The sequence below is a fragment of the Neisseria iguanae genome (genome assembly GCF_003013245.1).
Taxonomy (GTDB): Bacteria; Pseudomonadota; Gammaproteobacteria; order Burkholderiales; family Neisseriaceae; genus Neisseria; species Neisseria iguanae.
The window spans coordinates 1-14,119 of the sequence record NZ_PXYY01000067.1; the positions used below are offsets into that span (position 1 = coordinate 1).

General features: G+C 46.0%; 10 protein-coding genes and 4 pseudogenes. 9 read left to right on the forward strand and 5 right to left on the reverse strand.

Going from position 1 to position 14,119, the window contains the following annotated elements; genetic code table 11:
* From C7N83_RS09770 to C7N83_RS09780, 3 genes and pseudogenes are all read right to left on the reverse strand, one after another.
* Positions 1-320, reverse strand: a pseudogene (locus C7N83_RS09770) (IS1595 family transposase); the annotation flags it as partial.
* Between the two features lie 537 nt (positions 321-857).
* On the reverse strand, positions 858-1,298 hold the full coding sequence (locus C7N83_RS09775) for a TIGR01244 family sulfur transferase (protein ID WP_106742336.1): 441 nt from the start codon (positions 1,296-1,298) through the stop codon (positions 858-860).
* Positions 1,299-1,356: 58 nt separating this feature from the next.
* On the reverse strand, positions 1,357-3,108 hold the full coding sequence (locus C7N83_RS09780; protein WP_106742338.1) for a M61 family metallopeptidase: 1,752 nt from the start codon (positions 3,106-3,108) through the stop codon (positions 1,357-1,359).
* Between the two features lie 339 nt (positions 3,109-3,447).
* Here C7N83_RS09780 and ccoN point away from each other — a divergent pair, with 339 nt between their 5' ends.
* From ccoN to C7N83_RS09825, 9 genes and pseudogenes are all read left to right on the forward strand, one after another.
* Positions 3,448-4,878 (forward strand): cytochrome-c oxidase, cbb3-type subunit I, encoded by a 1,431-nt coding sequence (ccoN, locus tag C7N83_RS09785; RefSeq protein WP_211296633.1) that lies wholly within the window; start codon positions 3,448-3,450, stop codon positions 4,876-4,878.
* Between the two features lie 23 nt (positions 4,879-4,901).
* The gene (gene ccoO / locus C7N83_RS09790) at positions 4,902-5,513 is read left to right on the forward strand and encodes a cytochrome-c oxidase, cbb3-type subunit II (RefSeq protein ID WP_106742341.1); all 612 of its coding nucleotides are present in this window, start codon (positions 4,902-4,904) and stop codon (positions 5,511-5,513) included.
* A gap of 4 nt (positions 5,514-5,517) precedes the next feature.
* Entirely contained in the window at positions 5,518-5,679 is a 162-nt protein-coding gene (locus C7N83_RS09795; protein ID WP_106742342.1) for a cbb3-type cytochrome oxidase subunit 3, read from the forward strand.
* Positions 5,680-5,712: 33 nt separating this feature from the next.
* Positions 5,713-7,101, forward strand: coding sequence for a cytochrome-c oxidase, cbb3-type subunit III (gene ccoP, locus C7N83_RS09800; protein ID WP_106742344.1), 1,389 nt, complete (start codon positions 5,713-5,715; stop codon positions 7,099-7,101).
* A 493-nt stretch (positions 7,102-7,594) separates the two neighbouring features.
* Positions 7,595-8,258: pseudogene (locus C7N83_RS09805) on the forward strand (transposase).
* Between the two features lie 80 nt (positions 8,259-8,338).
* Positions 8,339-8,998: a 7-cyano-7-deazaguanine synthase QueC gene (queC, locus tag C7N83_RS09810; RefSeq protein ID WP_106742346.1), complete on the forward strand. Its 660-nt coding sequence runs from the start codon at positions 8,339-8,341 to the stop codon at positions 8,996-8,998.
* A gap of 240 nt (positions 8,999-9,238) precedes the next feature.
* A complete protein-coding gene (gene queD / locus C7N83_RS09815; RefSeq protein ID WP_106742348.1) occupies positions 9,239-9,661 on the forward strand; it encodes a 6-carboxytetrahydropterin synthase QueD in 423 nt (140 codons plus the stop codon).
* Positions 9,661-10,290 carry a 7-carboxy-7-deazaguanine synthase QueE gene (locus C7N83_RS09820; RefSeq protein WP_106742350.1) on the forward strand — a complete coding sequence of 210 codons (630 nt, stop codon included), beginning with the start codon at positions 9,661-9,663 and terminating at the stop codon, positions 10,288-10,290. Before queD ends, C7N83_RS09820 begins: the two co-directional genes overlap by 1 nt.
* A gap of 535 nt (positions 10,291-10,825) precedes the next feature.
* Complete coding sequence (locus tag C7N83_RS09825; protein WP_106742351.1) at positions 10,826-12,409, forward strand: L-lactate permease; 1,584 nt, start codon at positions 10,826-10,828, stop codon at positions 12,407-12,409.
* Between the two features lie 122 nt (positions 12,410-12,531).
* Here the strand turns inward: C7N83_RS09825 and C7N83_RS17030 are convergent.
* Positions 12,532-13,282: pseudogene (locus tag C7N83_RS17030) on the reverse strand (IS5 family transposase).
* A 132-nt stretch (positions 13,283-13,414) separates the two neighbouring features.
* A pseudogene (locus tag C7N83_RS09840) lies at positions 13,415-14,083 on the reverse strand (IS1595 family transposase).
* Positions 14,084-14,119 lie beyond the last annotated feature (36 nt).

Consider the following 14,119-nt stretch of genomic DNA (forward strand, 5'->3'; position numbering starts at 1 on the left):
CCGTTATCCCCCACAACGGTGGTACCAACCTTTCCCTGCCGCTTTTTAAGATGCCGGATACCGCCGCTTTCCCTGCTGCCGCGCTTCCGCGTTTACCCTTACGCCGACCGCCGAAATAACCCCCGTCCGGCCCGGTGGGGCCTCTGAAAACCCCGCCGGCTTCCTGCGCCAAATGACAGGCAGCCGCTTGGCGGGTTTTGCAGTAGGACAACATAGCCCAATAAATATCAGCGGCTGCACGGGCTGTGGCTTCCGGTATAAAAAACCGGAGAAGTTCTCTTTATTATATTCTTTGTTAATTTGCAATTGGTTATCTTTATTTTTGCAGTCTGACATGACTGTTAACCTATTTCAGCCCCAAAATTTATGTTATTGCTATGCAATATTTAGACAAACAGGATAACGATTTCCGTATATGCGGTTTAGATCCTGTTGTAGGTTTAGATACCGAATATAGAAAATAAACAGCCTTGCCGAAGGTCTTCTCTGCTTGGAAGAAAAGGGTTGGTATTGCAAGACCGGTACGGTGTGCACCACAATGCATGTACAGTTTGATGATTCCATGTGTGTAAAATGGCGTGCGGAAAGAGGGTTGTAAAATGCTCCTCGTCCGACAACGCCGTATAACAAATAGCTTTTACTAGATGTTATGAATAAATACGTATTTCAAGCTCCGCAAGTGCAAAGCTTGCCTGATGAAGAAGGAGCGCAAATATTTGTTTTCTTGTTGGTGCTGTTTTCCATTGTATTTGAATTGGTGCTGATGGTTGCGCGGCAAGCATTTTAAACTGAACGCAATGTAAGATAATCAAAAGGCCGTCTGAAATGTTTCAGACGGCCTTTTATGATGGGCATGTTTAAGCCGACGTGTGTCCGGCAGCGGCTTGTAAACTGGCGTCAAAATTGCTCAAATCAATGCCTGCTTTGGCGGCAGCGGCTTTGGCAGCGGCAACGCTCATGTTGTTTTGTACTTGGTGGTATGCCCAAAGCAGTGAACTGCGCGTACCGGTGCGGCAGTAGGCCAATACGGGTTTGTCGGTTTGTTGTAATAAGTTTTGAAAAGCGGCAACATCGGCGGCGGTGATGTCGGGCGCGACAACAGGTAAGTGTTCGAAAGCGGTAATGCCTTGTGCCGACAGCCATTGCTGAACCTGTTCTGCTGATGGTTGGTTGTTTTCTTCGCCGTCGGGACGGTTGCAGATAACGGTTTGGATACCCAGTTTCGCGGCTACTTGGGCATCTTGTTCGGTTAGTTGCGGAGAAACGTATAACTGTTTGCTTAATTTTAAAATAGCCATGATTTTCCTTTCACAGAAGTATTCAGACGGCCTGATAATTAAAAGGCCGTCTGACAGTTTAGCGGTTGAACAACCATTTATCCAACAAATCTTTGTCCGCCACTTTCAATAATGCCGTATCCGCTTCAACGGCTTGCACAGTAATATGCGCTTGATGCAGCACCCCGGCGCGGAAAAAATGCAGGGTGGCACGTTCGCCGACAGCCAACTGCGCCCATTGTGCGGCCAGGTCGTTGCAGGCATAGCCGTTGAGGGCGATGATTTTGTCTTGCGGACACAAGGCTGCGCTTTCTGCGCTGCCGCCGTTGAAGATATGGGTCAGCGTGGCGCCGTCGCTGTTTTGTTTGAAGCGTGCCCCGATATCGCTTGCCGGTTTGACGCAAGCCGACTCGACAGCCAAGCCGCCTCCATGACTGCGCGGAAGCGGTTGCCAATCCAATACCACGCCTGCGTTGGCCAAGCATTCTTTCAAAGGCAAGTCATCGGTGCTGTATAAGGCTGTCTGAAAAAATAATGCCAAATCCAAGCCGGTAATTTCTTGGCAGCGCACCTGCCATAATTGCTCCGGAATGCCTTTGCCTGTGTTTCGCCAATCGCGGTAATGTTGCTGCATGACGGTATCTAATGAGTGTCTGCCGCTGCTTTTTTGGCGGATGAGCAAATCCAAACACAATGCTGCCAGCGCGCCTTTCTGATAATAGCTGACGATGGCGTTGGCGCTGTTTTCGTCTTGCTTGTAAAACTTGTTCCATGCGGTGAAGCTGGATTCGGCCAAGGTTTGTTTCAGACGGCCTCGGGTGTGTTGCACGCGGGTAATCGCTTGGCCGAGCAAGTGCAGATAAGCATTGCTGCCGATCACGCCGCTGCGCGCCAAAAACAAATCATCATAGTATGAGGTAATACCTTCAAAAGCCCACAGTTGCTCGGTGTAGTTTTCTTGGTCAGGATTGTAAGACACAAACACTTCGGGTTTAATCGATTTGACGTTCCACGCATGAAAATATTCGTGGCTGAACAGTCCGAGCAGTTGGATGTAGGCTTCGTGGGTTTCGCCCATATTGTGCGGCGGCAGACTGTTGCGGTCAGCCAAAAGCGCAGTGCTGCTGATATGTTCGAGGCCGCCCCAGATATTGTCGCCGACATGCAGCATAAACAAATATTCTTGAAAAGGCGCAGGCTTGGGGAACATGGCCAATTCAGTTTCACAGATTTTTTTAATGTCGCTGATGAAACGCAGGCGGTCGAAATCGCGGTGAAAGCCGCTTAATGCTATGCGGTGCGAAATATCGGCGGCGGTAAATTCCAAAAATTCAATGTTGCCTGTCTCGACGGGATGATCGATTAATTCGGCGTAAGAGGCCGTTTGAAAATGCACAGGGCCGGTTTGGGGCAGGGTAGTGGCGATTTGCCATCGGGTAGGTAAATCTTGCAGGGTGACATTGTGTGAACATGTTTCGTAACCGTGAATTTTTAAAAACACACATGCGCCATCGAAAAAGCCGCGTTCGGTCGTTAAAAACGCGCCGCGCACGGATAAGTCAAACGCATAAACGGTGTAGCAAATTTGCCACTCGCCTTTTTGGCCGTTTGCCCGCCATTTGTTCTTACTCAATTGCGCCAATGCAACACCGGTCTCGTTACAAAAAGCACTCAATTGTGTGATATGTCGGGAAAGGTCACGAATCAGATAACTGCCCAGTACCCAGTTGGGCAGGCTGAATTCGATAGGAAAATCATTGTCTTGTTTGAAGCTCAATGTAATTTGATATTCATGACTCAAAGGACGGAAAGAGATTTTGTAATTAATCATTTCTATTGCTTTATTTGTTAAAGTTAATGAATAACGTTGGTATACAATGTTTGATATTTAATTTACATCAAAAGGTCTTTAAAAAAACAAGGTTTGAAAAATACAGATAGTATTTATAGAAATTTTTCTTTTATAATTATTTGATTATTATAATTATTTAATTTTTTAATGTGGTTGGAAACCTGTGCGGGAGAAATGTAATATTGCTTGGCTCATCCTTGTATGTATGTTAAATTTAGAAAAATTTATACTTTGCCTTAATGTTTTTTATGGAAACGTAAAAAACTTTCAGGCAGGTAAAACAAAAATTTTCAATTCCCATAATTTATGGAGACTCCCATGGACACACAAACTTATAACTACAAAGTGGTGCGTCAGTTTGCCATTATGACTGTAGTTTGGGGTATCGTGGGTATGTTGGTCGGTGTGATTGCCGCCGCCCAATTATACTTGCCAGCTCTTAATTTATCTGAAATCGGACCGTGGTTCCATTTTGGTCGTCTGCGTCCGCTGCATACCAATGCAGTAATTTTCGCATTCGGCGGTTGCGGTCTGTTTGCTACTTCTTATTATGTGGTGCAACGTACCTGTAATACCCGCTTGTTTGGCGGTTGGTTAGCATCATTTACCTTCTGGGGCTGGCAGGCTGTGATTCTAGCAGCAGCGATTACCCTGCCGATGGGCTTTACCCAAGGTAAAGAGTATGCCGAACTGGAATGGCCGATTGATATTCTGATTACTTTGGTATGGGTGGCTTACGCTATCGTATTCTTCGGTACCATCGCCAAACGTAAAGTAAAACACATTTATGTAGCCAACTGGTTTTATGGCGGTTTCATCTTGGCCGTTGCCTTGTTGCACATTGTGAACAACATCAGCATCCCTGCCGGTTTCATGAAATCTTATCCGGTGTATGCCGGTGCCATCGATGCCATGGTTCAATGGTGGTATGGCCACAATGCGGTAGGTTTCTTCTTGACTGCAGGCTTCTTGGGCATGATGTACTACTTCGTTCCAAAACAAGCAGGCCGTCCGATTTACTCTTACCGTTTGTCTGTCGTTCACTTCTGGGCATTGATTTTCACTTATATGTGGGCAGGTCCCCACCATTTACACTACACCGCATTGCCTGATTGGACGCAATCTTTGGGCATGGTATTGTCGCTGATTCTGTTCGCACCATCTTGGGGTGGTATGATCAACGGTATCATGACCTTGTCCGGTGCATGGGACAAACTGCGTACCGACCCGATTTTGAAATTTTTGATCGTTTCCTTGTCTTTCTACGGTATGTCGACCTTTGAAGGTCCGATGATGTCGATTAAAACTGTTAACGCCTTGAGCCACTATACCGACTGGACCGTTGCACACGTGCACGCCGGGGCGTTGGGCTGGGTGGGTTTTGTGACTATCGGTTCGATTTACTACCTGATCCCGCGCTTGTTCGGTAAAACCCAAATGTACAGCGTGAAATTGATTGAAGCACACTTCTGGATTGCAACCATCGGCGTGGTATTGTATATCGCTGCGATGTGGATTGCCGGTGTGGTGCAAGGTTTGATGTGGGGTTCGTTGAATGACGACGGTACTTTGACCTACTCGTTTGTAGAGTCTGTTAAACGTACTATGCCTTACTATGCAATTCGTGTGGTCGGTGGCCTGATGTATTTGGGCGGTATGTATATCATGGCATACAACGTTTACCGTACTGTAATCAGTGGCAAACCTGTTGAAGCTGAGATTCCTGCGGTATCTCAACAGCACCACTAAATAACAAGAAAGTAGGCTACCAAATGAAATTACAACAATTAGCTGAAGAAAAAGTCGGCTTTCTGATTGTTTTCACTGTGATTGTAATCAGTTTCGGCTTGTTGATTGAAGTTGTGCCTTTGTTTGGCACGAAAGCAGTCATCGAACCTGCTCCGGGTGTGAAACCTTACAATGCGTTGCAAGTGGCGGGGCGTGATATTTATGTGCGTGAAGGTTGCTACAACTGTCACTCACAAATGATTCGTCCTTTCCGTGCAGAAACCGAGCGTTACGGTCATTATTCTGTTGCCGGCGAGTCTGTTTACGACCATCCGTTCCAGTGGGGCTCGAAACGTACCGGTCCTGATTTGGCACGTGTCGGCGGACGTTATTCTGATGAATGGCACCGCATCCACCTGCTAAATCCGCGTGACGTGGTTCCTGAATCCAATATGCCGGCATTTCCATGGTTGGCACGCAACAAAGTAGACGCTGAAGCAACTGTGGCACGCATGAAAGCATTACGTGCCGTGGGTACGCCTTACAGCGATGAAGAATTGCAGAAAGCACCGGAAATGTTGGCCAACAAATCCGAGCTGGATGCGGTGATTGCGTACTTGCAGGGTTTGGGCTTGGCATTAAAAAACGTAAGGTAATATCATGGATATTAACTGGATTCGCTCGCTTTTTACACTTCTGGTTTTCGTCAGCTTTATGCTGGTAATCTATATTGTGTTCAGCCGACGCAATAAGCAGAATTATGATGAAGCGGCCAGCAGTATTTTTGACAATAACGAAAATACGTCCGATAAAAACGGGTGATAACCGGTTAATCCGTGGTCACGGAGCAAAAGAATGAACACAACATCCCAATTTACCAGTAATTTCTGGAACATATACATTGCTGCCATTGTCCTCTTTAGCTTTATTGGTTTGGCTTGGCTGCTTTTCTCACAAAATGTGGTGAAACAGCCGAAAAAAGATGAAGAAGTCGAAACCACCGGCCATGAATGGGACGGCATTGAAGAATATAACAATCCGTTGCCACGTTGGTGGTTTTGGCTGTACATCTTAACTTGGGTTTTTGGTGCCATTTACTTGGTGCTGTATCCGGGTGTGGGCGACTGGAAAGGTGTTTTGAATTGGACCAGTTACAACCAATATGAAAAAGAAGTGGCCAAAGCAAACGAGCAATACCAACCGATGTATGCCAAGTTTGCCAAAATGCCGATTGAGCAATTGGCTAAAGATCCGCAAGCGCAACAAATCGGTAAAAACATGTTTGATACCTACTGTATCCAATGTCACGGTTCGGATGCGAAAGGTTCTAAAGGTTTCCCTAACCTGACCGACCATGATTGGTTGTGGGGTGGGCAACCTGAGCAAATCTCTGAAACCATCGAAAAAGGCCGTACCGGCGTGATGGCGGCATGGGGACCGCAATTAGGTGAAGAACGTGTGAAAGACGTTGCGCATTATGTTATGTCTTTGTCTAAAGGAAAAGACCAATATGATGAAGAACGTGCTGCTCGCGGCCAGGCTTTGTTTAATGGCCCGCCGGCAAACTGTTTCGCCTGTCATGGTGACAAAGGCCAAGGTATCCAAGGTTTGGGTCCGAACCTGACCGACGGCATTTGGTTATGGGGCGGTACGCAAAAAACCATTATCGAAACCATTACTAACGGTCGTCACAACCAAATGCCGGCATGGGGTAATTTCTTAGATAAAGACAAATTACACATCATGACCGCCTATGTATGGGGTTTGTCTAACAAGGACGGTAAGGCAGCGGTTAAAAAAGCAGAACCTGCTGCTCCGGTGTCGGTTTCAGCCAGTCAAGCCGCAGCATCTGCAACTGAAGCTGCAAGCGCACCGGCTACGAATGAAACTGCTGCGCCGGCTGCTGATGCTGCCGAAGTAACTTACCACGAAAATGACGGTGCGGTATTTTTCTTTGCAACCGGTAAAAGTGATGTGGCTGCAAATGCAGAAACCGTATTGGCTGATTTGATTAAAGTTGCCAAAGACGGCAAGCGTTTGGTGGTAAGCGGTTATACTGACAGTACTGGTAACGCTGCAGAAAATGCCGAATTATCTAAAAAACGTGCCCAAGCAGTCCAGGCATTTTTTGAAGCACAAGGCGTAAAAGCAGAAAACATCGAGTTGCGTAAGCCTGAAGACACTACAGCCGCACAAGGCAATGACGTTCGAGGCCGCCGTGTAGAAGTGAAATTGGAAGGTTAATCTTCTGATAAAGAAAGCCACTCAAATAGAGAGGCTTTCTTTATTTTAAATTTTAATCATGAGATTTTCAGATGGTTTTAGGCGTTGGAAAGGGTCGGGTTTTAACACTTTTTATGCGGAACCGCTTTTGTTTTTTGCCGAAATCATTGTTTTAGAATTTCTGACTCTTCCCAAGAGTTGTACGGTTTTGCCGTGCCTTTCGGTATTATTGGCAACATGCGGCAATCCCCAAACAAGTCTTCAAGCGAAAAATAAAAAGTGTAAACAATGCTGTCATTTTCTACATTTTTTAGGCCGTTTGAAATCCGTTATCAGCTATAATGAACATATTTTGAAAGGTCGGAACCTTTGTAAAATCAGCCAAAACGCTGAAATTTAAGGTTGCTGTTCCTGCGTAGGCGGGAATAACAGACAGGTTTTTTGGTTTAAGCTTGGTTTTAAAAACACTCGGGCCGTCTGAAAAACAATTTGGGGCTGAAATAGGTTAACAGTCATGTCAGACTGCAAAAATAAAGATAACCATTGCAAATTCACAAAGAATACCCAAAGAAAACTCCTCCGGTTTTTTATACCGGAAGCCACAGCCCGTGCAGCCGCTGATATTTTGGGTATCCAACCCGGTTGGGCTATGTTGTCCTACCGCAAAACCCGCCAAGCGGCTGCCTGTCATTTGGCGCAGGAAGCCGGCAGGGTTTTCAGAGGCCCCACCGGGCCGGACGGGGGTTATTTCGGCGGTCGGCGTAAGGGTAAACGCGGAAGCGCGGCAGCAGGGAAAGCGGCGGTATCCGGCATCTTAAAAAGCGGCAGGGAAAGGTTGGTACCACCGTTGTGGGGGATAACGGGAAGGATACGTTATTTCCGGTTATCAAACAGCAAACAACACCTAACAGCATTGTTTATACCGGTAGTGACAGGGGCTGTGACGTGCTTGATGCGGGCAGCGCATCAACCGTTCACAGCCTTTTGCAGACCGTCAAAACCCTATCGGCGGCATTGGAAATTGTTGGGACCGGGCGAAGTGCGTCTTGCGCAAATACAATGAGGTTGGCCGTAAACCTTTCCCGCTGTCCTTGAAAGAATGCGGGTTCCGCTTTAACTTTGGCGCACCGTCCGGGCAGCTTGAAATGCTGGGGCAATGGTGTGGTGTTTGGGGCTAATCTGCGTCAGTTCCAACAATTTTCTTATCATATCACACGCGGTTCGTAATCCTCCCGCGATACCAAAACTAGGAACCAATATGCACAATCAAAAAGCATTGGTCATCTTTTCCGGTGGCCAAGATTCAACAACCTGCCTACTTCAGGCAATTCAAACTTATGGTCGGGACAATGTCCAAGCCATGACCTTTCATTACGGCCAACGCCATTCGATCGAATTGGAATGCGCGCATTGGATTGCTCAAGATTTGGGTATTCGGCAAACCGTTTTAGATTTAAGCCTGATACAGCAGATTACCCGAAATGCTTTGATGGAAGAGGGCGCTGCCATTCAGACGGCCTCCAACGGCCTGCCGAATACCTTTGTTGATGGCCGCAATGCTCTATTTTTGCTGTATGCGGGTATTTACGCCAAAGGTCAAAACATCAAACACATCATTGTCGGCGTGTGCGAAACCGATTTTTCCGGTTATCCTGATTGCCGCGATGTTTTCGTCAAATCCATGAATGTTACCCTAAATTTGGCGATGGACTATGATTTTCAAATCCACACGCCACTAATGTATCTGACTAAAGCGCAAACATGGGCATTGGCGGATGAATTAGGTTACTTGGATTATATCCGCGAGCAAACGCATACCTGCTATAACGGTGTGGCCGGGGGATGCAGCGAATGCCCGAGCTGTGTCTTGCGCGAACGCGGTTTGAGGGAATATCTGTCCGCCCGACAAGCCGTCTGAATACATTTTTTATCTAGAGAGGAATCAATCAAGAATGGGCACAAGGCGGCCAGACGACCCAAACAGTGAGGCTGGTACAGAACCGATTCTGTTGCTGTTTCAACGGCTTATAAAATCTCTCTCTTCGAGTTAAGGCAGGCCAACGCTGTACCAAATTTTTAGTAATTTCACTGTATTCCAACTATATTCCATTATTAAATGACTGTTTGAACAATTTTAGACGGTCTCAAAGAACACATCATGAAAATCACCAAAATCTTTTCCTTTGATTCCTCCCATATGCTTGATGGCCATGACGGCAAATGCCAAAACCTGCACGGCCATACCTACAAACTTGAAATCACTGTTTCAGACGGCCTGGTTCAAAGCGGTGCGAAAGAAGGTATGGTGATGGACTTTACCGATTTAAAGGCCATTGTCAAACAAGAAATTACCGAACCGTTCGACCATGCCTTTATCTATGATGGCAGAAATGAGCGTGAAAGCCAAATCGCGGCCTTGCTGGAAGGTTGGAACATGAAAACCCTGAGCTTGAACTGCCGTACCACGGCTGAAAACATGAGCATGGTGATGTTTGAGCGGCTGAAACAAGCCGGTTTAAAGGTTTGCAGCGTCAAGCTCTGGGAAACACCGACTTCCTGCACCGAGTATGAGGGTGTGTGATGGTGGTTGAACCCGTAAACCCGCAATACCGCATTGTCGAAATATTTGAAAGTCTGCAGGGCGAAGGTTACAACACCGGTATGCCCGCCATTTTTATCCGCTTGGGAAAATGCAATCTAGCTTGCTCTTGGTGCGATACCGATTACCTGCGCTTTGAGCTGATGAGCCTGCAAGAGATTTTAGGCCGTCTGAAAAGTTATAGCGCGCGTAATGTCATTATTACCGGCGGCGAGCCGACCATTCAGCTGTATTTAAACACATTGCTCAATGCGCTCAAGGCCGCAGGCTACTATTTGTGCCTCGAAACCAACGGGCTTCATCCTGCCCCACCGCAAATTGATTTTGTCGCCACCAGTCCGAAAGCGTGTTACGCGGCAAAATATGCACAAAGCTGTATTGCAACGGCTGATGAAGTGCGGATTGTTGCCGACGGCGATGTATTGGCCTTTTGCGAACAAATGGAGTGCAAAATTCATGCCAAGCATTTTTATTTGTCGCCTTGTGAGCAAAACGGCATCATGAATATTTACGACACCATCCGTCAAATCGGTTTACTCAACAGCCGTCCAAATGCACCTGTGCATTGGCAGTTGAGCGTGCAAACACACAAATGGGCAGGTATTGAATAAGTATGCCGAAGCCCGGCAAAAGGCTGTCTGAATTTTCTTTCAGATGGCCTTTCCTGTATCTACTTGGTTTTGGATTAATTGGGATGGTTTATATTGAGATGTAGTTTTTTTGTAATATTTATGAGATTTACAAAGGAACATTCATGAATTTGATTTTATTTTTGAAATATTATTCATGATTAATTTTAATTGAAGCCATATTTTAGCTATATGGGTAATGGACTTTATTGTTTTAAAGGGTATGTTGTGTTTAAAAAGAGCTAGGCATAATGTGTAATACTTTTGAATTATTTTTATAACATATTGATTTAATTAAATAATTATTTCAATTTAAATGGATTTACCTACCGATAACGAGAAAAAACTTGACCACTTACATAGGATTACGTAAAGTAACCAGCATAATAAGTAAATTGGTGTGGCCAATTTCAAATACGGCTTCCTTAATCGCTATGGGTTTGGGCTGAATTAAGGTAGGCGTTTTTTATTTGGTTGTCTTGATTGAATGCTTTACACGTAATACAAGGATTTTTGTATGGCACTTTTTCTCAGTATTTTTCCCATTGTCCTACTGATTTGGCTGATGGTGAAGAAAAACGGCATGCCTTCCTATATCGCGTTGCCGATTGTGGCAGCGCTGATTTATGCGATTAAAATCATTTATTTCGGCGATGATTTCATGCTGTTGAACGCCACCACCGCATCTGGTTTGGTCTCAACCTTAACGCCGATTACCGTAATTTTTGGGGCGATTATGTTCAACCGCATGATGGAAACCACGGGCTGTATTGACATCATCCGCAAATGGCTGGCTAACATCAACCCAAATCCGGTTGCGCAACTGATGATTATCGGCTGGGCATTTGCCTTTATGATTGAAGGTGCATCCGGTTTCGGTACGCCCGCTGCAATTGCCGCGCCGATTCTGATGAGCTTGGGCTTTAATCCTTTGCGTGTGGCGATTTTCACGCTAGTGATGAACTCGGTGCCGGTGTCGTTCGGCGCAGTCGGGACGCCTACATGGTTTGGTTTTGCGCCGTTGAATCTGACACCTGCCGATATTTTGAGCATCGGTAAGCAAACCGGTATCATCCATTTCTTTGCCGCTTTCGTGATTCCGGTCATTGGTTTGAGCTTCATTGTTTCTAAAGAAGAAATCCGCAAAAATCTAGGTTTTATCGGCATTAGTGTTTTTTCATGTACGCTTCCTTATGTCGCGTTGGCGATGGTCAACGAAGAATTCCCTGCCTTAGTAGCTGGTGCCATCGGTTTGATGGTGTCTGTGTTTGCCGCCAACAAAGGCTGGGGTTTGAGCAAAGATTATCCGAAAGATGCCAATATGGAGAAAGTGCCTTTGGTTCAAGTGGCCAAAGCATTGGCGCCATTGGGTATGCTTATCGGTATGTTGGTGATTACCCGTATCAAACAGCTGGGCATTAAAGGTTTGCTCACCAGCACCGAGCCATGGTTCAGCTTCTCATTGCCGGGTTTGAGCGACATTACCGTTACCCAATCGCTGACGATTGTGTTCGGCAATATTTTCGGCGAAGCCGTATCGGAAAAATACCAAACCCTATATGTCCCGGCTTGGATTCCGTTTGTGATTACCGTGTGGATTTGTATTTTGCTGTATCAAACCAAATTCAAAGATGCATGGACATTTTATGTCGGTACCTTCAATCAAACCAAAAAACCATTGCTCGCTTTGATGGGTGCGCTGATTATGGTGAAATTGATGATGGTTGGTGGTGATGATTCGATGGTGAAAATCATTGGTAAAGAATTTGCGGCCATTGCCGGCGAAAATTGGATTTACTTCTCGCCTTATTTGGGTGCCATCGGTGCATTCTTCTCGGGTTCGAATACCGTATCTAACCTGACCTTTGGTCCGATTCAACAGCAAATCGCGTTGGATACCGGCTTGTCGGTCACGCTGATTCTGGCCATGCAGTCGATCGGTGGTGCGATGGGTAACATGGTGTGTATCAACAACATCATCGCGGTGTCTACCGTATTGGGTATTGATAAGTGCGAAGGTGCGATTATTAAGAAAACCGTCATTCCAATGGTGATTTATGGCATGATTGCCGTATTGGTTGCACTCATCTTTTTCATATAATCAATTTTTGTGAATCAATCAAAATGCCGTCTGAAACCTTTCAGACGGCATTTTCTTTTTAATGGTCGATTTAACTTAACGAGACTGTTCAGACAGTCTCTTCAGATTAAGAGCCTATCTCATCAGATATTCCGCCACACAATAATTGCACATGCAAAATGAAGCATAGCCGGATAATTTTCAGATTGCTTTTCCCGGCGAACCAAATACCCTGCAAAAACGATTCAACCGGCTATGGCTTCTTTTTCAACCACCCATCGTCCAGCCATCAATCCTGCCTTTTTATCTAATTCTTTCTTTTCTTCACTGCGACTACGGATATGCGGCGTATGCGGGGAGAGAGGACAAACTCTCTAACCTGCGGACTGTCATAGGCTTTATCTATACATAAACCATGCCCGGCATCTTTGGCGATCAGGTTTGGCTGTTTGTATTTCTGATAAAGCTGACTCTGCCGGTTTGACATCATGCCGGTCGGTTCCTGCCATGATTACAGATAAAGGTATTCCGATTCTATCGGTAAGCAGACGGCGTTTGATATCTTGCCTACCCTCTATTTGTCAGATTTTTTCCTTCGACTTTGAGCCGGACAAGAGGGGGGTGTTAGTGCCGTCGATAGAAAGCCAAGACCAATCATACCCTGTATTTCATCGTAGCGTGCCGGTTCTTTTTGCCATAGTTGCTCAAAAACACCGGCTGCCCGCCACTCTTGAAATCCCCTATGGGAAGAACCGGAATGCAGGTACCGGTTACGTTAAGTGCATTCCATTGGCAGCCTGTGCGTAATACAAAGAATATGCCGTTCATGGTATCACGGTTAAGGGTTCTTGGCTGATGGCCTTTTTTAGGATGTGGTTTGCGTGGAGGCAGCAACGGTTCGGCTCGTCATTCAGCACTAAATAAGCCATTTATCTGCGGATTCGGACATGGCATTTCTTCTGACTTATTTTGTAATAAGTGTACCAAATTTCTATTGAGATAGGTTCTGGGGTTTAGGAAGCAAATCTAATCCAAAGGCATATTCCGTGACATTTCCAACAAAATTACATACAGGTTATCATGTCTGTGATTAAAGCGGAATCCCGTTTCTTCCAAGTGCCAATAAAACGTCCGTCCGGATACGCCGTTAAATTCAACCGTCCTGTGTTTTTTGCATAAGCCCAAAATGACCCCATTCCGCTGATATGCCGAACCCCTCCGGCAAGCCCGTTACCTGCGTGACGGACACGGAAGTGTTTTTCACAGCCCATATCAACCAGAACCACGCAGGCCACCAGTAACGCCTTTGATAGGGAGATGACCCCGGATAACCTTTTGCAGCATGGCTTTTGAAGCACCGGGTACGGTTCCGGTACGGACCTTGTCATCACGCTTCAATATGCCCAATACGGTGGTTTTTCCACCGGCTCCCCGAGCCCGTTTGCCACGGATGCGTCTGGCACCGGAATAAGGCCCATCCGGTTCGGTGATATCTGAAAACGGGGTTTGCTTCCCACATTCGTCAGCAATACGGTGCCGCAGTTTGGGGAACGGGTTGTTGGCACTTCGGACACTGGCTGCCGTTAATCCGGCTGTGTCGGAAGCAGTCAAACCTGAGGCAGAAAGGCGTAATATTTGCCGGAATTTCTGCTCAGAAAGTTTACCGGGCTTTGGGTACTTGTTTTTAATATAAATATCAGAAGCTTACCATAAAGTTTTATGATTTTGCTT